19 protein-coding genes are annotated in these 22832 nt (G+C 46.4%); 9 read left to right on the top strand and 10 right to left on the bottom strand.

What is annotated here, in order from left to right:
• Positions 1-76 precede the first annotated feature (76 nt).
• From G6N79_RS16210 to G6N79_RS16200, 3 genes are read right to left on the bottom strand one after another with little or no spacing between them, the layout of a single operon-like run.
• Positions 77-916 (bottom strand): DMT family transporter, encoded by an 840-nt coding sequence (locus G6N79_RS16210; protein ID WP_200818844.1) that lies wholly within the window; start codon positions 914-916, stop codon positions 77-79.
• On the bottom strand, positions 916-1899 hold the full coding sequence (locus tag G6N79_RS16205; RefSeq protein ID WP_103907721.1) for a YihY/virulence factor BrkB family protein: 984 nt from the start codon (positions 1897-1899) through the stop codon (positions 916-918). Before G6N79_RS16205 ends, G6N79_RS16210 begins: the two co-directional genes overlap by 1 nt.
• A gap of 3 nt (positions 1900-1902) precedes the next feature.
• Positions 1903-3669 (bottom strand): AMP-dependent synthetase/ligase, encoded by a 1767-nt coding sequence (locus tag G6N79_RS16200; RefSeq protein WP_103907722.1) that lies wholly within the window; start codon positions 3667-3669, stop codon positions 1903-1905.
• A 184-nt stretch (positions 3670-3853) separates the two neighbouring features.
• On the opposite strand from G6N79_RS16200, the gene G6N79_RS16195 reads away from it, so the two are divergent.
• A complete protein-coding gene (locus tag G6N79_RS16195) occupies positions 3854-4360 on the top strand; it encodes a hypothetical protein (protein ID WP_200818845.1) in 507 nt (168 codons plus the stop codon).
• Between the two features lie 166 nt (positions 4361-4526).
• Here the strand turns inward: G6N79_RS16195 and G6N79_RS16190 are convergent, their stop codons facing one another.
• The 4 genes from G6N79_RS16190 to G6N79_RS16175 all read right to left on the bottom strand — a co-directional run bounded on the left by G6N79_RS16190 (position 4527) and on the right by G6N79_RS16175 (position 8573).
• On the bottom strand, positions 4527-5252 hold the full coding sequence (locus G6N79_RS16190; RefSeq protein ID WP_103907723.1) for a hypothetical protein: 726 nt from the start codon (positions 5250-5252) through the stop codon (positions 4527-4529).
• Positions 5253-5442: 190 nt separating this feature from the next.
• Positions 5443-7188, bottom strand: coding sequence for a M61 family metallopeptidase (locus G6N79_RS16185; RefSeq protein ID WP_103907724.1), 1746 nt, complete (start codon positions 7186-7188; stop codon positions 5443-5445).
• Between the two features lie 44 nt (positions 7189-7232).
• The gene (locus G6N79_RS16180) at positions 7233-7730 is read right to left on the bottom strand and encodes a dihydrofolate reductase (protein ID WP_103907725.1); all 498 of its coding nucleotides are present in this window, start codon (positions 7728-7730) and stop codon (positions 7233-7235) included.
• A 21-nt stretch (positions 7731-7751) separates the two neighbouring features.
• Positions 7752-8573: a thymidylate synthase gene (locus G6N79_RS16175; RefSeq protein ID WP_103907726.1), complete on the bottom strand. Its 822-nt coding sequence runs from the start codon at positions 8571-8573 to the stop codon at positions 7752-7754.
• A gap of 127 nt (positions 8574-8700) precedes the next feature.
• On the opposite strand from G6N79_RS16175, the gene mtaB reads away from it, so the two are divergent.
• A complete protein-coding gene (gene mtaB, locus G6N79_RS16170) occupies positions 8701-10023 on the top strand; it encodes a tRNA (N(6)-L-threonylcarbamoyladenosine(37)-C(2))-methylthiotransferase MtaB (RefSeq protein WP_103907727.1) in 1323 nt (440 codons plus the stop codon).
• A gap of 118 nt (positions 10024-10141) precedes the next feature.
• Here mtaB and G6N79_RS16165 read toward each other — a convergent pair whose 3' ends face one another.
• Both G6N79_RS16165 and G6N79_RS16160 read right to left on the bottom strand, forming a co-directional pair.
• On the bottom strand, positions 10142-12409 hold the full coding sequence (locus tag G6N79_RS16165) for an inorganic phosphate transporter (RefSeq protein WP_103907728.1): 2268 nt from the start codon (positions 12407-12409) through the stop codon (positions 10142-10144).
• 98 nt (positions 12410-12507) lie between these two features.
• Positions 12508-13395: an EamA family transporter gene (locus G6N79_RS16160; RefSeq protein WP_103907729.1), complete on the bottom strand. Its 888-nt coding sequence runs from the start codon at positions 13393-13395 to the stop codon at positions 12508-12510.
• A 249-nt stretch (positions 13396-13644) separates the two neighbouring features.
• Between G6N79_RS16160 and G6N79_RS16155 the strand changes: the two genes are divergently transcribed.
• The 7 genes from G6N79_RS16155 (at position 13645) to G6N79_RS16125 (ending at position 20885) form a co-directional block, all read left to right on the top strand.
• Positions 13645-14232 (top strand): C40 family peptidase, encoded by a 588-nt coding sequence (locus G6N79_RS16155; RefSeq protein WP_103907730.1) that lies wholly within the window; start codon positions 13645-13647, stop codon positions 14230-14232.
• 97 nt (positions 14233-14329) lie between these two features.
• Positions 14330-14830 (top strand): hypothetical protein, encoded by a 501-nt coding sequence (locus tag G6N79_RS16150; protein WP_234993276.1) that lies wholly within the window; start codon positions 14330-14332, stop codon positions 14828-14830.
• A gap of 244 nt (positions 14831-15074) precedes the next feature.
• Positions 15075-15800 carry an MIP family channel protein gene (locus tag G6N79_RS16145; protein WP_103907731.1) on the top strand — a complete coding sequence of 242 codons (726 nt, stop codon included), beginning with the start codon at positions 15075-15077 and terminating at the stop codon, positions 15798-15800.
• A 158-nt stretch (positions 15801-15958) separates the two neighbouring features.
• Complete coding sequence (locus tag G6N79_RS16140; RefSeq protein ID WP_103907732.1) at positions 15959-17773, top strand: DNA polymerase III subunit gamma/tau; 1815 nt, start codon at positions 15959-15961, stop codon at positions 17771-17773.
• Positions 17774-17843: 70 nt separating this feature from the next.
• Positions 17844-18620 (top strand): 23S rRNA (guanosine(2251)-2'-O)-methyltransferase RlmB, encoded by a 777-nt coding sequence (rlmB, locus tag G6N79_RS16135; RefSeq protein WP_103907733.1) that lies wholly within the window; start codon positions 17844-17846, stop codon positions 18618-18620.
• Between the two features lie 12 nt (positions 18621-18632).
• Complete coding sequence (locus G6N79_RS16130) at positions 18633-19253, top strand: HPP family protein (protein ID WP_234993277.1); 621 nt, start codon at positions 18633-18635, stop codon at positions 19251-19253.
• 102 nt (positions 19254-19355) lie between these two features.
• On the top strand, positions 19356-20885 hold the full coding sequence (locus G6N79_RS16125) for a glutamate racemase (protein ID WP_103907735.1): 1530 nt from the start codon (positions 19356-19358) through the stop codon (positions 20883-20885).
• A 59-nt stretch (positions 20886-20944) separates the two neighbouring features.
• Here G6N79_RS16125 and G6N79_RS16120 read toward each other — a convergent pair whose 3' ends face one another.
• Positions 20945-22738, bottom strand: a complete 1794-nt coding sequence (locus G6N79_RS16120; RefSeq protein WP_103907736.1) for a DEAD/DEAH box helicase — start codon at positions 22736-22738, stop codon at positions 20945-20947.
• Positions 22739-22832: the final 94 nt, after the last annotated feature.

Here is a 22832-nt window from a genome sequence, read left to right as displayed (position 1 = left end):
ATGCCCACTGGGTATTCCGCCATGTTTTTCCAACAATACAAGAGGTTAACCCAACGGTTGACCTCTTTTTTTGTCCTTATCGCGCAGGTTTTACCCGCATATTGAGCAGGATGGCGATAAGGATTAAAACGATGCCGAGGATGGAATAGAGGGTATAGGTCTCATCGAAAAGGAAATAGCCGAAGCCAAGTGCATAAACGACACCCAAATAGGTTAAGCTGGCGACCTTCGAAAGATTGGCTCTTTGATAGGAAAGGGTCATGTAATATTGCGCCAATTGGGTCAGGATGCCTACGAGTAGGAGGTAGAACCAATCCCAGCCCTGCGGCATCTGCCAATTGAAGAGGCAGTAGATCCCGACCACGGGCAAGGTAACCAATGGGAAATAGAAGATAATGACCAAGGGATGCTCTGAGGTCTTCAATTTGGCGATGATGTTGTAGGCAATGGCCGCAAAGAGTGCCGCCAATAGACCAATGACCAGGTCCAAAGTCGAAATCCTACTGTCAAATCCTTTCAGCATCAAAACTCCGGAAAGCGCCAGGGCAAAGAATAGGAACTGAATGGGCCGAACCTTTTGTTTCACGACAAATATGCCCAAGATCGCTGTAAATAATGGCGAGAGGTAATTGATCGTGACAGCGGAGCCAAGCGGGATATGCTGGATGGTATAAAAGGAACCGATTAGACCGAGACAGCCAGCAATTCCGCGGAAAATGAGGAGTTTCTTGTTGTTTCCGAATAAAGGAATTTTATCCTTTTTGAGAATGACATAGGTAGCGACCAAGCTGATAACGGAGCGGAAGAAAACTACTTCCAGCGTAGGGAGGTGGGCCACAAACTTTACGCATACATTCATCAGGGCAAAGAAAAGCCCTGCCAGCAACATATACTGTACACTTTTGTTTTCCTCCACTATTGGACTGGATCGTTGGGGTGCTTCACGATTTCGCGGATACCGGTTTCCGGGTCGATTTCCATTTCGGTCTGCTTCACCAATACCGCATAGGAACTCGGTTGGATGCCCTTACCGTACTTCACGGCATAGGACTTCGTAAATTCGGCGCCAAAGTACAGAATTGCCGAAGAGTAATATACCCAGGCCAGCAGGATGATAATCGATCCTGCAGCGCCATAAGAACTTGCCGTTACGTTTTTCGAGAGGTAGAGGGAGATCCCATATTTACCCAACATAAAGAGTAATGCCGTGAAAAGGGCGCCCCCAAGGATATCTTTAAAGCGAACCTTGGCATCGGGCAGGAAAGCATAGATAATGCCGAACAGCGATGAAATCACCAGGAACGTAATGGCGGTGTTCACCCAATCGATCATGCTGATATTCCACTGTTCCATAAATTGGTTGAAGTAGTCCGTCACAATCCCGATCAAGCTACTGATGACCAGTGAAGCCATCAACAGAAATACCAACCCCAAGATCATGGAGAACGAAATCAAGCGGTTGATGATAATCTTTAGCCAGCCTTTTTTTGGTTTAGGTTTTACTTTCCAGATGGTATTGATGGAATTTTGGATATCGACAAAGATTGTCGTCGAGGTAAAGACAAGCGTCGCACCCCCGACGATAATTCCGATATTGGACTTGCTGTCCAGTGAAAGGTTGTGCACTGTAGACTCCAACAGGGTTGCGATGTCCTTGCCAAAGATATCGTTCAGTTCATCGATGACCTGCTCGCGGGCGCCATCGGTTCCATCCAAGGCACTGCCGTAGAAGAAACCCAAGGCCCAGGTCAGGATCATCAACAATGGACCAATGGAAAAAACGGTGTAATAGGCCAGGGAAGCACTCAGCTTCATGCAATTGTCATCCGCAAATGCATTTCCTGCATCAAATAATAAACCCCAGAATTCCTTAATCTTGATCCAAATAGTTTTTAGCATAGGTTACCCTTGTTCTGCGTAGATTGATTTTACAATATCTTCGTTTTTCTGCAGGATAACTTTTCGTTTAAGACTTAATTTTGGCGTTAGCTCACCAGCATCAATCGACCATTCTTTTGGCAGTAACTTAAACTTCTTCACCTGCTCCCAATGGCCAAAGTTAGCCATTGCCTGTGAAATTACCTGCTCATATTTTGCCAAAATTTCCGGCTTTTCGATTAAATCTTCTTTTCCGTTAAATGCGATGCCTTTATGCTTAGCATATTTTTCAAGTTCCTCATAGGCAGGGACAATAAGGGCGGCAGGAAAACGCTGGTTTTCACCGATTACCATCACCTGTGCGATCAAGGTAGACTCCATCAATTTATTTTCAATGACCTGTGGAGCGACATATTTACCACCGGCTGTCTTGAACATTTCTTTTTTACGGTCCGTAATGCGCAGGAAGCCATCCGGTGTCAGTTCACCAATATCCCCGGTATGGAAATAACCATCTTCCGTAAAGGCCTCTTTGGTAGCTTCATCATTATTGTAATACCCTTTGGTGATCGACGGTCCTTTCACCAAGATTTCGCCATCGCTGGCAATCTTCACGTCCAGGTTGTTCAATACGCGGCCAACGGTTCCAAACTTCACGTCTTCATCTTTCCAGGAATTCACCGCAATTACAGGGGAGGTTTCGGTCAGGCCGTAACCTTCCAATACCTTGATGCCTGCTGCCCAGAATACACGCGCTAAACGCTCCTGTAAAGCTGCTCCACCGGAGATGATCAATTTGATGTTGCCACCCAATGCTTCTTTCCATTTCGAAAAGATCAGCTTCCGTGCAATTCCCAACTTGAAGTTGTACATACCGGAATTTTTCTGGGGTTCTTGATAACGCAATCCAAGATCCAACGCCCAAAAGAATAGGGACTTCTTGATGCCTGTCAGGTTTTTTCCTTTTTCCACCACTTTGTCGTAAACTTTTTCAAGTACGCGTGGCACGGTCGTGAACAGGTCAGGTTTTACTTCATTGATATCGACAACGATGTTATCCAGGTTCTCGGCATAATAAATCTGCACACCTCTGGATAGGTATAGGTAAACCACCATGCGCTCGAAGATATGGCATAGCGGTAGAAAGCTTAGTGCTTTCTGGAATTCTTCCGTAACCAGATGATTAGATGCTTCGACATTGGAGATGATGTTTTTGTGGGATAGGAAAACACCTTTAGGTTTGCCCGTTGTACCGGAAGTATAGATCAACGTCAGTAGATCGTCTGGCTGCACCGCACTACGGAAGGTTTCCAGATCGATATCTTGGGATTTCCCCAAATCCATTACTTCCCGATAATTTGGTCTGCCGGAAATTTCGTCGAAGGTGTAGGCCTCTAGGTTCATGTTGTTTTCCTTCAGGGCATTATCCGCCTTTTTTGCCAATTCCTCATTGCTGACGAAAAGCATCTTCACCTCCGCATTGTCCAGGATGAATACTAAATCCTGATTGGAGAGTGTCGGATACAAGGGAACTGTTGCCACTCCCAATTGGTTACAGGCAAAATCTATGAAGTTCCACTCTGGCCTGTTCCCGGACATCAGGGCAATACGGTCGCCCTTTTTGATGCCCTTGGCGATTAGCCCCTTACTCAGGTTATTGACTATGTCAACGAATTCGTTTGTGGAAAAGGTACGCCATCCATCTTTCGATCGACCGGCAACCATAATTTCTTTTGTAAACTGCTTCTCGTAATTCTTGATTAAGTCAAATAATATCTTAAAGTTATTCATCTGTTGTCTCCGCTTTTAAAATTCACATATATTGGTTAACCCTAATTGCTAGGCATTACTAATATAAAATTTTTTGCTCAGAAACTATGCTTGCAGAATAATTTTTGACTGTTGTTATACCGAATTAACGTTTCTTACGTTTAGAAATAAATAGTACATTTGGACGTTTAGAAATCACATTTCAATGAAAAAAGTTTTACAATTAGCATTTGTTTTTGCCCTTACATTTTTAGTAACAAGTCAGTCTGCACAAGCCCAATTACAGACACCGCATGCATTCGGTGCGCGTTTCGGCTCAGCAACAGGTTTAACCTACCGGTACACCATGGCGCCGGATAAAGCTGTGGAAGGTATCTTGAGCATACAGAGCAACTCGGAAATGAGCAGGTTCCGTTTGGTAGGATTATATGAAATGCATCGGCCATTGATCGATGACTTCACGTGGTTCTATGGTTTTGGTGGTAGTGTTGGCTCATATACCAGAAAAGCACATACCAATGCCCAAGGTGAACGATTCGATAAGCACTCCGGTTTGGGGTTGAGTATTGACGGTATCGTGGGTGTGGAATATAAAATTCCTTCGGCACCGATCGCTGTGAGCTTGGATGCAAAGCCTTATTTTGACTTTTTGGAAGAAACAGGTTTCCGTATCGTGGAAGGCTTGGGCTTCTCCGTTCGCTATACTTTCTAGGAATGGAACAAATAGGATGAAAGCTGTTCAAGTAACAGTCTTAACATCCTGAAAATAGACAGAAATCCTGATATGCTATGCGGCGGTCTTCAACCATTGGGACTGCGCTAAGACTATCAGGATTTCTTTTTTGCTATCAAGCTGAGTAGGATTGGATTTCTAGGAATTAAGTTTTGAGTTGGTCCTCCACCATCTCTTCCGTATCCTTCGGGTTGTGTTCCCGATATATCTTTTCGCCAATTTCACCTTCATCACCGAGGGCGCGTCCCTTGATCAGCCAGGAAATACCGAATAGCCAGAGGGCAAGTGCCTCAAATACCAAAGTGGAATAGCTGAATAACTTGAATGGGATCAAAATGATGCATACGATTATGCCGTATCCACAGATCCTATAGATCCTATTTTCATTGAACATGCTGACCGGGATAGTGGGATTGGGTTGTTGACCGATGGTAAACACATTAATGGAGAGGAGGGCAAATATGCTGAACAGTACAGCTGCAAAGGCGTAATGCAACCACGTGAGGCTGAAATTGATGAGGGTACATTGCAGGCAAGTATCCGCAATGGGGTCGGTAGGAATAAAGGCAACACCAAAGGCCATGAACCCTGCAATATTGGTAAGGACATTGTCATTCCTGAACAGCGATCGATTTCCATTTCCTTTGTAACAGATCAGAAAAAGTCCTACGGCACATAGTGTTCCGGTGAAAATCTCCCGAAGATTGGTGTAGTAATAATGGCTGATGGAAGGTTGGATACGTGTTTGGAAAAAGGATATCGTGGACAGCAATACCAGGACAATGGGCAGAAAGAAGCCCAAATACCCAATGGCCCGTCTCAAACGTCTATAGGCAAATAGGTTGTGTGCTTGTATATTCTTTATTTCCATGTCTTTGGGTTGGATTGGACAGGTGAAATAAAGATAGGGAAATTTGTTTTTGCATGCAGGTGCCTATGTATAAAAAAGAAAAACTTGGTTGTTACCTTTCGGTGGCTCCGCAAACCCGTGCATTTGATTCCTATCGGATATTTTTGCCGGCAACAACACAGATGCAATTGCCGGCTATTCTTTTCTCGGGTTATCCTTCTTGTAGGGACAGCCAGATATTACCCAAGCGGCGCTGTTCTTCGGTACTTTCCGGATTGCGCTCAATATAGTAGGAAACCTTATCGCTGGCCTTCAGGGTAACCGGGATTTCACGGATCACCCCATCTCTGGAAACCAGGATAGTCAAAGTATCACCAATTGCGCTAAAGGTAATGGCTTGGTCCAACTCGCGACCCATAGGATCTAGGCGGTTGTTGTTCACAGCGATAATCTCATCATCGACGCTCAATCCATCGGTCCACGCTGCTGAGTTGCGGTCTACACCTTTGATGGTCGTGCGGCCATCGTGATGGTTGACCTTGATGCCTAGGCTCGGCGTTTGTGAAAGTTTGTTCTGATCGATAAATTGGTAGCCCACCAAATTGAAGTACGCATTGTAGTCCAATTCTTCGGTAGTATATACTGCGGAAAAGATATCCTGCAGGGATACACCCGTTACCTGTTCGGCAAGATCCTGGAATTCTTTCTCGGTAATGCCGCGGTCCTCAATCAGGTAGAATTGCTTATATGCTGCCCGTAAAACGTCATCCAATCGTTTTTCGCCCTTCGTATGGGCAATGATGCTGATATCGATCATGGTGGCCAACATCGCTCCCTTGTTGTAATACGAGATGCTGACATTCGATGAGTTTTCATCCGGTCGGTACTGTTTGATCCACGTGTCAAAACTGGAAAGACCAACCGACTGCACTTTATGTCCGGGACGGTTCAGGACGAGGTTGAATTCCACAACCAGCTCATTCAGGTATTCCTGTTCATTACGGAATCCGCATCGGCGGGTGATGAGGTTATCGTAATAAGCGGTAAAGCCTTCAAAAATCCATAGCAGTGGGGTATAGGCTTCCTCTTCATAATTGAAGGGTCCCAAGTGCTCGGCGCGCAGGCGTTTCACATTCCACAGGTGGAAGTATTCATGTGCTACGAGACTCAGGAAGTTATTGTACCCGATTGGGCTGGAATAAGCGGAACGGGAAGCAGCAAGGACTGTCGAATTCAAGTGCTCCAAACCACCGTGCGCACTCTGGTAGTTGTGCGTAATGAACACATACCGGTCGTTCGGGTTGGAACCCCACAGCGCGGTTTCCACCTCTACGATTTTGGTAATATCCTGGCTCAGTTGTTCCTTGTTATAGTCTGCCGTTCCGACCATGGCAAATTCATGCGGAATACCGGCCGCAACGAACGTCCAGGTATCCTGGTTACCGATCTCCAATGGCGAATCGTAGAGGATATCAAAATTCTCTGCGAAAAAGACATGGTCCTTGCCCGCTACGGGCGCAAGACCTGTCGATATTTTCTTCCATTGCGCTGGCAGGATAACTTCCACGGTGCTTTCATGGTCGAGGTACCCATCTACATAGAGGAAAGTTCCTGCGGGACTGATGAAAGCATGCTGATCATCCACCAAATTGGTGCGGACCGATCGTTCAAAACTGTACACCCGGTAGGTTACCAGGGCATTCCCGGATGTGGTTTCAACGCGCCAAGTATTCTTCTTGGTCTTGAAGATGCGCAAAGGATTCCCATCGGGATCATGAGCAGCAACTTGTTCAATATTCTTGGCGAATTCACGGATCAGATAGGAGCCTGGTGTCCAAGCCGGCATCTTTAAGTCCAGGAAATCCTGAACAATGCCGTTGATCTGCATGGTCACTTCGACATAGTGCGCCTGTGGTTCGATAAAAGAAAGTTGAAAGTGAATGTTGCTGTTCATCATGGTTTTAATATAACGTAAAAAGGGAAGCCAAAGAAATGGTTCCCTTATTTTCTAGTGTAAACTTCAAAAGTGTAGTCGAATGCATGCTTCTCATCCTTCTGGTGCGGATCCGAACTGACCAGTTTCCAATCCTGTTCAGGGAGTTCTGGGAAGAAGGCATCCGCATCCGGAATGGTCGTATGCACCCGGGACAGGTGAACCGTATTCGCTAAGGGAAGCGTCTGTTTATAGATATTGGCGCCTCCGATAATGAAAACTTCTTTTTCATCGCGGCAATAGTTCATCACATCCTGAATGCTGTTGGCGACATCCACATCCTCCGCACGGAAATCGTTCTGACGGGTGATGACGATGTTACGTCTTCCGGGAAGTGGCTTGCCAATGGATTCAAAAGTTTTCCTTCCCATCACGATGGAATGGTCCATCGTTGTGGATTTGAAATACTTGAAGTCATTGGGCAGATGCCAAGGCATCTCGTTGTTCTTACCGATTGCGTTGTTTTCAGCGGCGGCTACTATTAATGTCAGTGTTGGTTGACTCATGGACTTTAATCAGTGTTTTTGTTAAACGGCAACAGGTGCTTTGATATGTGGGTGATGTTCGTAGTTCTGCAGTTCAAAATCCTCGAATTTAAAGTCGAATATGGATTTGACTTCCGGGTTGATCTGCATGGTCGGCAACGGTTTCGGGTCGCGGCTCAATTGCAGTTCCGTCTGCTCATAATGGTTGCTGTAGATATGGGCATCGCCGAGTGTATGGATAAACTCAGCTGCTTCCATATCGCATACCTGGGCGACCATCATGGTCAATAGGGCATAGGAAGCGATGTTGAACGGAACACCCAAAAAGATATCCGCACTGCGTTGGTACAGCTGGCAGGACAATTGGGGCTTCAATATTCCCTTCTCAGGTTGTACGGGAGCGACATAAAATTGGAAAAAGGCGTGACACGGCGGCAACGCCATGTTTTCGATTTCAGCCACATTCCATGCCGATACGATGATCCGACGGGAATCTGGCGAATTCTTCAGTTGCTGGATGACCTGCGTGATCTGGTCGATGTGTCGGCCGTCCGGCGTTGGCCAGGATCGCCATTGCGAACCATAGACCGGCCCGAGGTTGCCATTTTCATCCGCCCATTCATCCCAGATACTGACGCCGTTTTCCTTCAGGTACTGGATATTCGTTTCCCCCTTCAGAAACCAGATGAGCTCATGGATAATGGACCGCAGGTGTAACTTCTTCGTCGTCACCAAGGGAAATCCTTCCTTTAAGTTGAAACGCATTTGGTATCCGAACACACTTTTCGTGCCTGTACCTGTTCTATCAGTTTTTTCCACACCGTGGGTATAGACATGTTCGAGGAGATCTAAATACTGTTTCATGGGATTTGTCCTGTTTTTTGATTAGCTACGAAGATACCCATTTTTAAATCATTGGAATCTCACAATTTTTCAACATAACACTTACAATTAACAATTTGCTTCATTTTATGTATTTTTGCAAAATATCATGGGAAAAAAAGTTGCTTTCTATACGTTGGGCTGTAAGCTGAATTTTTCAGAGACATCCTCTATTGGCCGTATTTTTAACGATGCGGGGTACGAAACGACGCCTTTCAACAGTGAGGCGGATGTGTATGTGATCAATACCTGTTCGGTGACGGATCATGCCGATAGGAAGTGTAGAAAGGTCGTAAAGGAAGCCCTGAAGCACTCACCGAATGCCTATATCACCATTGTTGGTTGCTATGCGCAGCTTAAACCGAAGGAGATTTCCGAGATCCCGGGGGTAGATATGGTGTTGGGAGCTGCAGAGAAATTCAATATCATTGAGCATATCAATGATTTGACCAAGAATGAAAAGGCCGTCGTGCACAATGCGCCGATTGATGAGACCCATCAGTTCGTATCGGCTTTTTCCATAGGCGACCGTACGCGTACTTTCCTGAAAGTGCAGGACGGATGTGACTATTCCTGTACCTTCTGTACGATTCCGTTGGCCCGCGGGGCCAGCCGTTCGGGACATATCGACGATATCGTACGCCAAGCCCAGGAAATCGCTGCTTCCGGTGTGAAAGAGATTGTCTTGACCGGTGTTAATATCGGCGATTTTGGCGTTCGCGATGGTAAACGTCAGGACCGTTTTGTAGACTTGGTGAAAGCATTGGATGACGTGGAGGGTATCGATCGCATTCGGATTTCCAGCATTGAACCCAATCTGTTGACCAATGAGATCATCGAATTCGTGGCGCAGTCCAAACGTTTTGTGCCGCATTTCCATATGCCGTTACAATCCGGAAACAATAAAGTACTCGCACAGATGCGCCGCCGTTACAAGCGCGAACTCTATGCAGAGCGCGTAGCCAAGATCAAATCCCTGATGCCGAATTGCTGTATCGGTGTAGATGTGATCGTTGGATTTCCCGGTGAAACCCGTGAAGATTTTATCGACACCTACAATTTCCTGAATGATATGGACATTTCTTATCTGCATGTCTTTACCTATTCGGAACGTGAAAATACCATTGCTGCCCAGATGGAAGGCGCAGTGCCGGGAGCACAACGAAGTGATCGCAGCAAGATGTTGCATATCCTGTCGGAAAAGAAACGCCGCGCATTCTACGAATCACAACTGCAGTCTGAAGATGAAGTGTTGTTCGAGGGGGATGTGAAAGATGGCTACATGCATGGCTTTTCGAAGAATTATGTGAAGGTGCGTACGCCATATGATCCATTATTGGTGAACGAGGTGGTACCGGTCAAATTCCTGAGCATCTCGGAGAATGGCGATGTGGATATCGAAGAGCAGGTTTTCACCCATTCGCATTCCTAAGAGAGAAATAAATACACCTATAACATTATACGAAGAGGCCCCAATGTCCGGATGCTGCATGCAAACCGAACATTGGGGCCTCTCGCTATGGATCCCTTATGAGATCCATTAGCAAAGCTTATCCATTTCTCCTTCTAAAGCTATCGAACTCCTTGTGCAGGCGCAATAACTTAAAAGTGGAACTGATCAACTCATTCGTTTCCAATAGTATGGAGAAATACAATCTGCTGTTCTTCGGGCTGTTCTCCGAAGTACGGATGCGGTCGATCTGTTTGTCCAACAGGTTGTTGATATATTCTTGAATGGTATCACGTTCCTTGATGATCTCATCGATCTTCGTGAAGTCCAGGCGTTTATAGGTCATGTTGATCTGCGAGAACCAATCGGCAATCCGTTCCGCAACATATTTCAGGTCCTTGGCCTGGCTGATGCGCAGTGGCTTGTGGTTATTGTCAACATGGTTCATCGCATTGGAATTGATCACCCCTAAATTCTCGGCCATATCCTGCAGGTAACCCAGGGAAATGATGTAATACCGGGAACCCTTTACGGACGTGTCATCCAGATTCCGGATGAAATCATACATGGCATTATTCGTGGAATTCAATTCGTTCTGCAACTTTTTCACCAATTTCTTATTGGCCGTCAGGGAGACCAGGTCCTCCTTGATCAAGGAGTCAATGGCTTCCTTGTAGAATATATTGGTCTTGGAGAAGGTGTCACTGATCTGCTGTGCACTTGTTTCGATAACCTGCTGCAAGCCGATGATATCACCTTTTTCCAAATTAAGTTCCTGCAATGCTTTGGCTTTGATTTTCTTATCGTGGCTTTTCGCATTCCTGTACAGCAATAGCGCAAGTACAATGAGCGCACCAACAAAGCTGACGATGCCACCGATTTTCAGGAAGTAGGCGAAAATTACGGCACCACCGAAGGCACAACCCGCTGTTACGAACCATCCCCCGATGACGTGGAATACGCCGGAAACACGGTATACTGCACTTTCCCGGCCCCATGCACGGTCAGCGAATGCCGAACCCATGGCCACCATAAAGGTTACATAAGTTGTGGACAACGGTAGTTTCATGGATGTACCCAAAGCGATCAGGCTACTTGCCACCATCAGGTTAACGGACGCACGGATCATATCGAACATAGGTTCATCCTTGCTGCGTTTTTTCTGCTTGTGGGCATCCAACATCGGATTCTCGAATTTCTTGTCGATGCTCGCCTGCAACGTGCGTGGCATCAGGTAGGTCAAGCCGGAACCGACTTTGATAAAGCTCCGGACAATGCTTCTGGAAAGCATATTGGATTTAAACTTCTCATTGCCGTCCCCTTGGCTGGACAGGCTCATTTCCGTTTCGATTACCGTTTTTGCTTTTCTGGACGTCCAAAGCGTAATGACCATGATAATCCCTGCAGCAAGTAAGATCCAGGTCGGAGCGACAATGTCGGATGAAGCCAAAGCGCCCATTGTGAATGTATCGGGATCAGCACCCGGTGCTGCCTGGAAAATATCGATTGTCTGTACGGCAGCTACTGGTACACCAATAAAGTTCACCAAGTCGTTACCTGCGAAGGATAGCGCCAGTGCAAATGTACCGATACCGATGATCACCTTCAGGATGTTGTAACCCAACAGGTTGATGATGTAGCTGACAATGGTGAACACCACAAATGAGCCACCCAAGAGCAACAATTCATGTGTCGATACCCAATCCTTTACTTCAGAACCGATAAAGGATACACCTTTCAGGCCTTTGATCAAGATGAAGTAGGAGATCGAAGCCATAGCGATACCGCCGAAAAAGACACCGATGGTCTTTAGTTTCTTCTCGAACTGGAAGGTAAATAATACCCTGGAAATATACTGTACGAGCATACCCACGGTAAAGGATATGACAACAGAGAGGAGTATACTGTAGACGATTTCTGAGGCCTTTTCCGTATTGATGTACGAAGATAGGGTCGACCAAGATCCATCCGAAATAACAATGTTATAGGCGGCAAGACACACGGCTGCACCCAAGAGTTCAAAGACGATGGATACCGTTGTTGAGGTCGGAAGACCGAAATAATTGAAGATATCCAACAGGATAATATCCGTGAGCATGACGGCCAGGAATATCGTTATGACATCATCGAAGGAGAATTTGCCGGGGACATAGATACCGCTTCGGGCGATTTCCATCATGCCGCTGGAAAATACGGAACCAAAGAGGATCCCGAGGCTGGCGATGATCATGATGCTCTTGAATGGGAGCGCTTTAGAGCCTATTGCCGAGTTTAAGAAATTGACAGCGTCATTGCTGACACCAACCATTAAATCGATAATTGCTAAAATAGCTAATGTGATTAATACGAGATAAAGGTAATTCTCCATAGTAAAATTTCATTTTTGTCCCATTTCTTAGGCAATGGGGTTAATATGTATTTGCTACTTAAATAAAATATGCAAGTATAGTGGAAAAAGCTCAGAATTTATTGATTTGTTTTGAATTTGTTCTTCCAAAAGATGGTTAGCAGAATAAATAGAACACCAATCCATTTCAGCCAGCTTACGGACTCATGGAGCACGAGGTAGGACATGCAGACCGCAACGGGCAATTCAACGGCACTGAGGACAGCGCCAAGGGAATACCCGACCTTGGGCATGCCATAGGCAAAAAGGAGGGGCGGAATGACCGTGCCGAAAAGTGCAAGAAGCAAGCCGTAGGGGAGAATGCCGGTGAAAATATCGGCTTTAAGTAGGCCAACGGGCTGCAAAGTGATGGCAATCAGCACGAAAGCGCCTGTGATCATCATGGCACTTTTATGGATGGGATGGTAATCATTCCCCACCCGGCCATTCACGATCATGAATACCGAATAGGCTGTCGCTGCCAGCATCCCATAGATGATGCCTTCCAGTGAAAAGTTTGCCAAGGGTTCCTCCAGCATGCCCGTTGCCAGGACCGTTCCGGCAAGGATGGCGACAATCACTATGATTTGGCTCAGCTGGGGCTTCTCCTTAAAGAAGATCATCTCGATAATCTGCCCGATCCAGATGTACTGCATGAGCAGGACAATGGCCAGGGATGCTGGAACTAACTGTACACATTTGTAATACAGTATACTTACCGTACCCGTGCTGATACCGCTAAGCAGGATCTTCCACTTTGCGCTGCTGCCCTGCTGCTGGACGGTCCTTCCCATTCCGGAAAGGATACCCCAAAGTAACCATAGAAATAAAGCGCCCAAAAGAGCTTGGATACCCGTGACTTCGGCTAGGTTGTAGCCTTGTTCATACGCTTTTTTGACGAATGTGGAAAGGATTCCAAAGCTTGCAGCTCCTAGGAAAACCGCAATTGCCCCCTTGGTTTTATTCATGTGCGCAAAATTGGTGAAAATATATTAATGCCCCTAACAATTCCACCCTTGATGACAATTTTCAGATAATGGCGACTTTTCACGAGGAAGGTCAACGTTGTTTTAATGCCACATTCTAGTTAGAAAAGGGCATTTCTAGCTATTTCTGCCTATATTGTGTTGGAGGGAAGAAGAAGTAAGTCACATCTGTGGAAAACTTCTGGTTGTGAGGGAGATTTCTTAATAGATAATTTTGGTATCGGAGGTTTCATGAAATTTAAATACGGATTTTTCTTTTTACTGGTTTCGGTGTTGCTGTTCAGTTCCTGTGGGGCGAAGCGCAAGACCTCGTCCAAGGTTTCCTATGGCAGTGTGAACCCGAAAAAAGGGGCGCCGATCTCGGATGCCAGTGATGCGCGCAATAAGGCCTATTCCGGCAACAAGTTGGAAAACTACGCGGAACTGCTTGGCGTGAAGACAAAGGAGCTGGATAATAAGAATCTTTATTTTATGATCGATGAATGGATGGGCACACCGCACCGGATGGGTGGGATGGACAAACGCGGTGTAGACTGTTCCGGGTTTGTCAGCATGTTGTACACCAAGATCTACAATAAGGACCTTCCCCGTACATCACGTGATATGGCAGAGCAGGTCAAGCGTAAATACGAAAGCCAGTTGAAGGAGGGGGATCTGGTTTTCTTTTCCTTTGGTGGCCGGAATATAGACCATGTGGGCATTTATCTCCATAACGGCAAGTTTGTGCATGTCTCTACCCGCAAGGGTGTCATCATTTCCAATCTGAGTGATAGCTGGTACGGCAAATACCTCAAACGTGCCGGAACACCTAAAAGCTGATGTGTTTTGCATCCTGTATGTCATAATAGGTGATAATTCCAATTAAAGAGCGGAATATATAGGGAATTGCCTATTTTTGTGCACATTTTAAAATATCATGTCAGAAAGAACGAAAAAAATCTTTTTAGGTCTTTGTATCATTGTCCCTTTCCTCATCTATTGTGTGTATTATTATTCCGCAATGGTGAAAAACGCTCCTTATCGTTTTTCGGACTTTGAATCCATTGAGATTACCTACGGTTTTCCAGATTCCATGCTGAATCATTACGATTCCAAAACTATGCAGTACGATTACCTGACCAAAGAGAATGCTTTGGTGAAGGATACGTTGAAACTGCGCAACGATGATTTGCTATTCTTGCACCGTAAGGCACAGGAATTAGGGTTCTGGAACCTGCCAGATGAGATGTTGGGTGATCCAAACACCCGCAAACCGGGGCTGCGTGTGCCGCGTTATAAACTGACCTACAATTACAAGGAAAAATCCAAGACGGTAACCTTTGAGCCGGATTTCAGTGGCCCTACCAAAATGGTTGAGGCTGGGCAATCCACCATTGATGAGGTTGTTCGGATGTTGGCGACCGCTAGGGCCCGCTAATAAATTTATTTTTTAATTTTTACTTAACAGTAACTTTAAGAGACTGCCTTACCTTTACACCAAGTAATTTGTTTCAATAAATTGTTTGGTGATTTAAAAGGTTATTAGGTAAAACAATTAGGAAAGGACGATGTGATATCGTCCTTTTTTAGTTTTAAGAGATAAATAAAGTATTAACAGTTTTTTTATTTTATTGTGATATAATAAATTTTGTTTTCTATTTTTAGGGTAAATTATTATAATTATGGAAACAAAAATAACTTCTAAGTTTATCGCCGAATTGATTGGTACCTTCGGTTTGGTATTGTTCGGTTGTGGTGCTGCAGCCATTGCAGGTGGCGACACCTTGGTTGGCACATCCGGGTTAGGCCTCTTGGGGATTTCATTGGCATTCGGTCTTTCCGTGGTGGTATTCGCTTATGCCATCGGTTCCGTATCGGGGTGTCACATCAATCCTGCCGTAACCATCGGTGTATTGGTTTCGGGACGTATCACTTTCCGTGATGCCTTGGTGTACATCGCTGCACAATTCATCGGTGCCATTTTAGGTGCTTTCGTATTGAAGACCATTCTGATGGGGCAGTTGGCCGGATTTCAACAGGGAGAATGGGCTTTCGGATCCAATGGATGGGGAGCAGGTTACCAGAGCGAATACGGGATGGTGACGGCATTCATCACTGAGGCCATTCTGACCGCCATATTCCTGTTCGTTATTTTGGGAACTACATCCAAAATTGGTAACGGCACAATGGCAGGTTTAGCTATCGGCTTGACCTTGGTACTGATCCATATGGTGGCCATCCCAATTACAGGGACTTCCGTAAACCCGGCAAGAAGTTTAGGTCCAGCCATCTTTGCTGGTGGCAATGCCATTGCGCAGGTGTGGTTGTTCTTGGTTGCACCTATTGTGGGTGCTGTCATCGGTGCAATCCTTTGGCGCATGGTCTATGCCGATCCAAAAACTGCATAAACGTTCTTTTGATAAATAAGCTTGATTAAATTTTGGGCCGCCCTTGGGCGGCCTTTTTTATGCGGCTAGGCAACGTAATAGGTATTTACGCTGCGTCATTTTCGGTATTGCTGGTGCTTTAGGTTTGTAGTAAATTGCTAAAATGTTTATCTTCGTACATGGATAATTTTATTGTTTCTGCACGCAAATATCGGCCGGTCACTTTCGACTCGGTTGTCGGTCAGCAACACATTACCGGAACCCTGAAAAATGCGATTCATAATCAGCAACTCGCACAGGCATTTCTGTTCTGTGGACCTCGTGGAGTAGGGAAGACAACATGTGCGCGGATATTGGCAAAAACAATCAACTGTGAGCGGATTTCGGAATCTGTTGAGGCCTGTGGCGAATGCGAAAGTTGCAAGTCCTTCCAGAACGGGAATTCCTTCAGTATCCATGAACTCGATGCCGCTTCGAACAACTCGGTCGATGATATCCGGTCATTGATCGATCAGGTGCGTATACCGCCGCAGACGGGGAAATATAAGATCTACATCATCGATGAGGTCCATATGCTCTCCCAGCAGGCTTTCAACGCGTTCCTGAAGACACTCGAAGAACCGCCTTCCTATGCCATCTTTATCTTGGCAACAACGGAAAAGCATAAGATTTTGCCGACCATCCTATCGCGATGTCAGATATTCGATTTCAACAGGATCAAGGTAGAGGATATGGCCAATCACCTGGCCAATATTGCGAACAAAGAAGGGGTGACCTTTGAAGCCGATGGCCTGCATGTGATCGCGCAGAAGGCCGATGGTGGATTGCGTGACGCCTTATCCATGTTCGACCAGATTGTCAGCTTCTCCAACAAGAACCTGACCTATCAGGCGGTGATCAGCAACCTGAATATTCTGGATTACGATTACTATTTCCAACTCTTGGACTCGATTGCGAAACAGGATGCCGCAAGTACGCTGTTGACCTTCGATAAGGTCCTGAACAATGGCTTCGATGGAGGGCATTTCATTGCGGGCTTGTCTTCGCATATCCGCAATTTGCTGGTAGCCAAGGAACCGAGTACGCTCAAGCTCCTGGAAGTAAGTGAGAATGTAAAAAAACGGTATTTGGAACAATCGCAGCAGCTATCAAGCGGACTGTTGTTGTCTGCCCTGAACATTGCCAACCAATGCGAGATTAATTACCGCACGAGTAAGAATCAGCGCCTGCAAGTGGAGTTGGCTCTCCTCAAGATGTGCCACATCGCCAGTGCGATTCAATTGGGAACGGAAGGGATGCCAGCATTAGCTGAATTAAAAAAAAAACTCCCTGAGTCAGCAGTAAGTGCAGCACCAGCAGGTAACCCCGCTGTGGCTGCCACCAAACCGCACGTGAATCCGGCAGCAGCCAGTGCGTCCAATCCTACGGTCGCGAAGCCTCCGGTTTCCAGTCCAGCACCTCAAGCGGAAACAAAGCCAGTGCCTGAACAAAGCACACCGGCAGCTCCGAAACCTGTCGGGAAATGGGGAAGTATTAAAACATCCGTTTCCGTACCGAATCTCAATACCATTTTTGAGGATAAAAAGGAGGAGGGCGATGGCGAGAATGAACTCGTTCAGGGGAATGAATACTTCGAGGTGCCCCAAAATGCATTCCTCAGCAAGTGGAACGCTTTTGCCGAGAAACTGAGATCCAACAATAAAATCACTCTATATACCATCATGACGGCTAATCCGCCGACCTTGGAAGGAACGAATGTCAAGGTCGAAGTGGAGAATATGGTGCAGATGGACGAGCTCAAATTGGGCAAGATCGATATGCTGAACTACCTCCGTGTCGAACTGAAGAACTTCGCCTTGGATATCGAAGGGGTGATGGTGGAAAAGACCAAGGAAAGAAAACCTTATACCTCCCAAGAGAAATACCAAGCCATGGTCGCCAAGAATCCATTGCTGGAGGAGTTAAGAAAAACATACGATTTAGGGTTAAGCTAACCTATAAATTTCTACCTTTGTACGAATTTATTGTGAGCGACTGACCGCTCCAATACCTGATATCAATAACATGCAAAATTTTCAACGTAGGGATAGATCGGAAAAAAGAGAAACCAACCAAATGGTGTTCGGTATTCGTGCCGTTATGGAAGCCATCGATAGCGGTAAGGAGATTGAATCCTTATTTGTTCAGCGTGGCCTTTCCGGACCTTTGTTTGCGGAGTTCAAGGCGCTGCTTAAGGAGAACAACATGACCTTCCAGCAGGTTCCGATCGAGAAATTGAATCGCATTACCCGTAAGAACCATCAAGGGGTCATTGCGGTGATCTCACCGATTACCTACCAGGATATCGAAGACCTCCTTCCGGTTATCTACGAGCGTGGTGAAACGCCATTGCTGTTGATGTTGGATGGCGTGACGGATGTCCGCAATATGGGTGCCATTGCACGTACCGCGGAATGTGCGGGTGTGCATGCCATCATCGTTCCGAAAAAAGGATCCGCAGAGATCAACCCGGATGCCATCAAGACGTCCGCGGGTGCACTCTATAAGATCCCGGTATGCAGACAGGATTCCCTGAATAAGGTAGGGAAGTTCCTGATCGAATCGGGTGTACAGCTGGTTGTCAGTACCGAGAAAACCAAGGAATCCATTTACGATGTGGATTACAAGGTGCCTTCCTGTATCATCATGGGTGCGGAAGATGTGGGCGTTTCGGACGACCTGATCCGAATCTCAGACAAATTGGCGAAAATCCCTATGTTCGGCGAAATCGAATCCTTGAATGTTTCCGTTTCCGCGGCGGTCGTGATCTACGAAGCGATCCGTCAGCGTCAGCTATCCTAAGGCGGGTTCGAGGTGAAGAAGTTCAGGAGGTCTGTCTATCGGCATATGCGCGTTTACCGGTATGTTTTCTATCGGGAAATGCTTGTTGATTTCCGTGAGCATTTCTGGTCCTTTATCGGTGCTTTTATTGGTATCGGGCTGATTGCACTCCTGCAGTCGTATCAATTGCCCGCTACAGAGAATATCTTTCTTATTGGTTCCTTTGGCGCTTCCGCAGTTTTGGTGTATGGTGCGATACAGAGCCCCTTGGCACAGCCGCGCAACTTGGTCGGTGGCCATGTGGTTTCCGCCATCGTTGGAGTGACCGTGGGTAAGCTCCTGCCGGACGTGATCTGGTTGACGGCACCAACGGCTGTGGCCTTCTCCATTGTGGCCATGCAGATCACCCGAAGCTTGCATCCCCCAGGTGGTGCAACGGCATTGATTGCCGTGAGCGGCGGACAGCAGATCACCCAATTGGGCTATCTTTATGTCCTTACGCCGGTTTTTTCTGGCGCGCTTATTTTGCTGCTCGTCGCCTTACTGTTCAATAACATTACCAAAAAGCGGCACTACCCCGTTAAGATGTCGCGCCTGCGGCGGTCGAGACGCAGACAATTGCAGAATAGATTTAAGCTGAACCGTCCGGAATAATGAATTTTGGACTTTTTTATGGTTTCAGTTTGCGGATTTATGCGTTTTTTATTTTAAATATCCGAATAAACAAATATCTTTAGGTCAATCTACCGAATAATCATGAAAGACCTATTGACCTGGGGGAGGCTGCCTGTGCTGGCGGTCCTCCTGAATAGCCCTTTTTTTTCCTCCGCACAGGAGCCTTTGGCTATTGAAGCTGCTATCCTCAATGATCCGAGGAGTTATTACCATGTTGACTTTGCGAATTACCCCAAAGACCTGAAGGATTTCCCGATCGGCGTTTTTGACTCGGGCACGGGCGGGCTTACCGTACTGGATGCCTTGGTGAATTTTGATGAATTTAAGAACGACAGCCGGAAGCTGGGCGGGGATGGGCAATTGGATTTTCAGCAGGAGCGTTTCATCTACCTGGCCGATCAGGCCAATATGCCCTATGGCAATTACCATGCGGTGCAAAAGGATGACCTGCTGGTGGAGCATATCCTGAAAGACTTCCAATTCCTATTAGGAAGGAGCTATTACTCAAGTCCAACGGCAACTGCACCGCGCAAGGATAAAGAGCCGGTGAAGGCCATTGTCATTGCCTGCAACACGGCGACGGCTTATGGTTATAAGGATGCAGAGGAGTTCATGGCAAAGACGGGTTTGGATATTCCTGTTATCGGGGTAATCAACGCGGCAGCACGTGGAACATTGGCGCTATTCGGTAAGGAAGAGACCGGGTCCATTGGCGTCTTTGCGACGGTCGGAACGATTGCATCAGGAGGCTATGAGCGAACATTGCGGGAACAGATCCAGCAATTGGGAATGCGTGATGATATTCAGATTTTCAACCAGGGCGGGCACGGTATCGCTGAAGCCGTGGATGAGGAGCCTGATTTCATCAAGCTGGATGCGCAGGCGCCAAGGTCCAATTACCGCGGGCCGGCACTGGATCACAGCGAATATGCCATTGACAGGACGCTGTTGGATATCTATAATTTCAATTTCGATAAAAACCAAATGCTCTGCGATAGCAAGGATGCAGAGGATTGCAGCCTGCTGCAGATCAATTCCTCCGAAAACTATATCCGGTATCATTTGGTGAGCCTGCTCGAGCAGATGCGCAAGGCTCCGGAGGCAAAGCCGCTGAAAGCCCTGATTTTAGGTTGTACCCATTATCCGTACCTGGTGAAGGAAATCAATCAGGTGCTGGAAGAACTGCGGAATTATCGTGGAAAGGATGGAGGGTTGCCCTACGCCGATTTGATCCATACGGAAGTCCATATCATCGACCCATCCGTTTTTGTTGCCCGAGAGCTGCACGAAGCGATGGCGAAGCAGGAGCTGTTCAGCAGGGAAGGCGATATGGCGCAATCGGAGTTTTACATTTCGGTGCCCAATACGGACAATGCGGATGTCCGGTTGGAAGGGGAGGAGCTGCGGTTTACCTACGATTATAAATATGGCCGCTCGGCCAATGTGTTGCAGGAATATGTGAAGGTTGTTCCGTTCGATCGCAGTACCATTTCGGATGCGACCTTGGGGAGGTTCAAAACTATCATTCCGAATACCTACCGATTGATCAGCAATTTTTCCAACGGAAATCTGAAGGTCAAGGATACGGCTGCATCGTTGCGTATTCCCTAACAGGGAAGGCCATAAAAAAGGAAAAGCTCCCGATTGGGAGCTTTTTCTGTATGTTGATTTTAGTATCTGCTTTTGGATTCTCTGCGTTTTCCAGAGAAGTCACGGAAACCAGAACCTCCGCGGTCTCTATCTCTACGGCCGGAACCTGATCCGCCACGTGAGGAGTAACCACTACGGTCTCTACGGTCACCACTGCCACCGGAGCGACGTTTGCCACCGCGGTCAGAACGACCACCTTCACCGGAAACCTCGATGCGTACACCTCTTCCGTTGAATTCAGCGCCCTTAAAGCCTTGGAATACGTTTTCCACTTCTTCATCCAATACTTCGAAGAAGGTAAATACACCCTTCATATCGATTTTACCAACGGATTTTCCGGAGATCTTACCGTTGTTACAGATAAAGCCTAACATATCGCCACGGCTGAACTCGTCTACGGAACCCAAGTTGATGAACAAACGGGTGTATCCTTTCGAGCCGGAACGACGTCCACCATCTCTGTCACGGTCGCCACGGGATTCGCGCGCTTCCATGTTCAAGTCCGGTGCATCTTGGTAATAGTTCAGGAATCTGTTGAACTCCAAAGAAGCGAATTTCTTGATCACTTCCTCTTTGCTCAAGTCCTGAAGGCTTTCCAAGATCTGTGGCATGAAGTTATTGATTTGGTCTTCATGTACTTCTACATTCTGAACCTTGTTTACCATAGCAAACAATTGTTTCTCACACACTTCAGCTCCTTGAGGAACTTGCATGCGGATAAATTCCTTACCGATGATTTTTTCGATGTGGCGGATTTTACTCATTTCCTTCACATTAATCAGGGAGATGGAGATACCTGTCTTACCGGCACGTGCAGTACGGCCAGAACGGTGGGTATAGTTTTCCGTCTCATCCGGTAGGGAGTAGTTGATCACGTGTGTTACGTCATTCACGTCAATACCACGGGCAGCTACGTCTGTTGCGATCAACAATTGTAAACTGCGTTCGCGATAGCGTTTCATGACTTTGTCGCGTTGTTGTTGGGAAAGGTCACCGTGCAGTGCATCTGCATTATAACCATCCTTGATCAACGCTTCAGCGATCTCTTGTGTTTCAATCTTCGTACGGCAGAATACGATACCAAAGATCTCAGGGTAAAAGTCAACGATGCGTTTGAAGGCAGCGTATTTATCTTTCGCCTTGATCATGAAATATTGGTGCTCAATATTCGCGTTACCTGTATTTTTAGTACCTACAGTCAACTCTTGCGGGTTGGTCATGTAGTTCTGTGCGATACGGCGCACTTCTTTCGGCATGGTTGCTGAAAATAACCATGTCTTTTTGTCGTCAGGAGTTTCGGAAAGGATGTTATTGATATCCTCTTGGAAACCCATGTTCAACATTTCATCAGCTTCGTCCAATACTACGTAGCGCACGTTGGAGAAATCAATGGCGTTACGGCCAATGATGTCTAACATTCTACCTGGGGTAGCTACAACGATTTGCACGCCACGACGGATCTGACGTAATTGATCACCGATGTTGGCACCGCCGTAAACGGCTACTACATGCACGTTATCGATGTACTTGGCAAATTTTTCTAGGTCTCTTGCGATTTGCAAACATAGCTCACGCGTAGGACATAGTACCAATGCCTGAGGTTGTTTTGATGAAAAGTCTAGTTGTTCTAAAAGTGGAAGACCAAATGCCGCTGTCTTCCCTGTACCTGTTTGGGCCAATCCGACAAAATCGTCGTTACCAGTCAGTAATACAGGAATGGCTTTTTCCTGGATGGGAGAAGGTTTTTCGAAACCTAACTCAGTGATGGCATTAACAATCTCATGACGGATTCCCAGTTCTAAAAATGGGTTCATGAAATAAAATATACAATAGGCACAATTGCCTAAGGCGGTGCAAAGGTAGCGAATAGTTTTGATAAATCCTACAATTCAACGTTTTATGTTTTAA

This window comes from Sphingobacterium lactis (assembly GCF_011046555.1).
Classification (GTDB): Bacteria; Bacteroidota; Bacteroidia; order Sphingobacteriales; family Sphingobacteriaceae; genus Sphingobacterium; species Sphingobacterium lactis.
The sequence above is the reverse complement of the archived record's forward strand: the minus strand, read 5'-3'. Positions and strand labels throughout refer to the sequence as shown.

What these genes read in the sequence shown, in the direction of transcription:
- G6N79_RS16205 (WP_103907721.1), bottom strand. Translation starts at nt 1,899, where the DNA reads ATGCTAAAAACTATTTGGATCAAGATTAAGGAATTCTGGGGTTTATTA.
- G6N79_RS16200 (WP_103907722.1), bottom strand. Translation starts at nt 3,669, where the DNA reads ATGAATAACTTTAAGATATTATTTGACTTAATCAAGAATTACGAGAAG.
- G6N79_RS16195 (WP_200818845.1), top strand. Translation starts at nt 3,854, where the DNA reads ATGAAAAAAGTTTTACAATTAGCATTTGTTTTTGCCCTTACATTTTTA.
- G6N79_RS16190 (WP_103907723.1), bottom strand. Translation starts at nt 5,252, where the DNA reads ATGGAAATAAAGAATATACAAGCACACAACCTATTTGCCTATAGACGT.
- G6N79_RS16185 (WP_103907724.1), bottom strand. Translation starts at nt 7,188, where the DNA reads ATGATGAACAGCAACATTCACTTTCAACTTTCTTTTATCGAACCACAG.
- G6N79_RS16180 (WP_103907725.1), bottom strand. Translation starts at nt 7,730, where the DNA reads ATGAGTCAACCAACACTGACATTAATAGTAGCCGCCGCTGAAAACAAC.
- G6N79_RS16175 (WP_103907726.1), bottom strand. Translation starts at nt 8,573, where the DNA reads ATGAAACAGTATTTAGATCTCCTCGAACATGTCTATACCCACGGTGTG.
- mtaB (WP_103907727.1), top strand. Translation starts at nt 8,701, where the DNA reads ATGGGAAAAAAAGTTGCTTTCTATACGTTGGGCTGTAAGCTGAATTTT.
- G6N79_RS16165 (WP_103907728.1), bottom strand. Translation starts at nt 12,409, where the DNA reads ATGGAGAATTACCTTTATCTCGTATTAATCACATTAGCTATTTTAGCA.
- G6N79_RS16160 (WP_103907729.1), bottom strand. Translation starts at nt 13,395, where the DNA reads ATGAATAAAACCAAGGGGGCAATTGCGGTTTTCCTAGGAGCTGCAAGC.
- G6N79_RS16155 (WP_103907730.1), top strand. Translation starts at nt 13,645, where the DNA reads ATGAAATTTAAATACGGATTTTTCTTTTTACTGGTTTCGGTGTTGCTG.
- G6N79_RS16150 (WP_234993276.1), top strand. Translation starts at nt 14,330, where the DNA reads ATGTCAGAAAGAACGAAAAAAATCTTTTTAGGTCTTTGTATCATTGTC.
- G6N79_RS16145 (WP_103907731.1), top strand. Translation starts at nt 15,075, where the DNA reads ATGGAAACAAAAATAACTTCTAAGTTTATCGCCGAATTGATTGGTACC.
- G6N79_RS16140 (WP_103907732.1), top strand. Translation starts at nt 15,959, where the DNA reads ATGGATAATTTTATTGTTTCTGCACGCAAATATCGGCCGGTCACTTTC.
- rlmB (WP_103907733.1), top strand. Translation starts at nt 17,844, where the DNA reads ATGCAAAATTTTCAACGTAGGGATAGATCGGAAAAAAGAGAAACCAAC.
- G6N79_RS16125 (WP_103907735.1), top strand. Translation starts at nt 19,356, where the DNA reads ATGAAAGACCTATTGACCTGGGGGAGGCTGCCTGTGCTGGCGGTCCTC.
- G6N79_RS16120 (WP_103907736.1), bottom strand. Translation starts at nt 22,738, where the DNA reads ATGAACCCATTTTTAGAACTGGGAATCCGTCATGAGATTGTTAATGCC.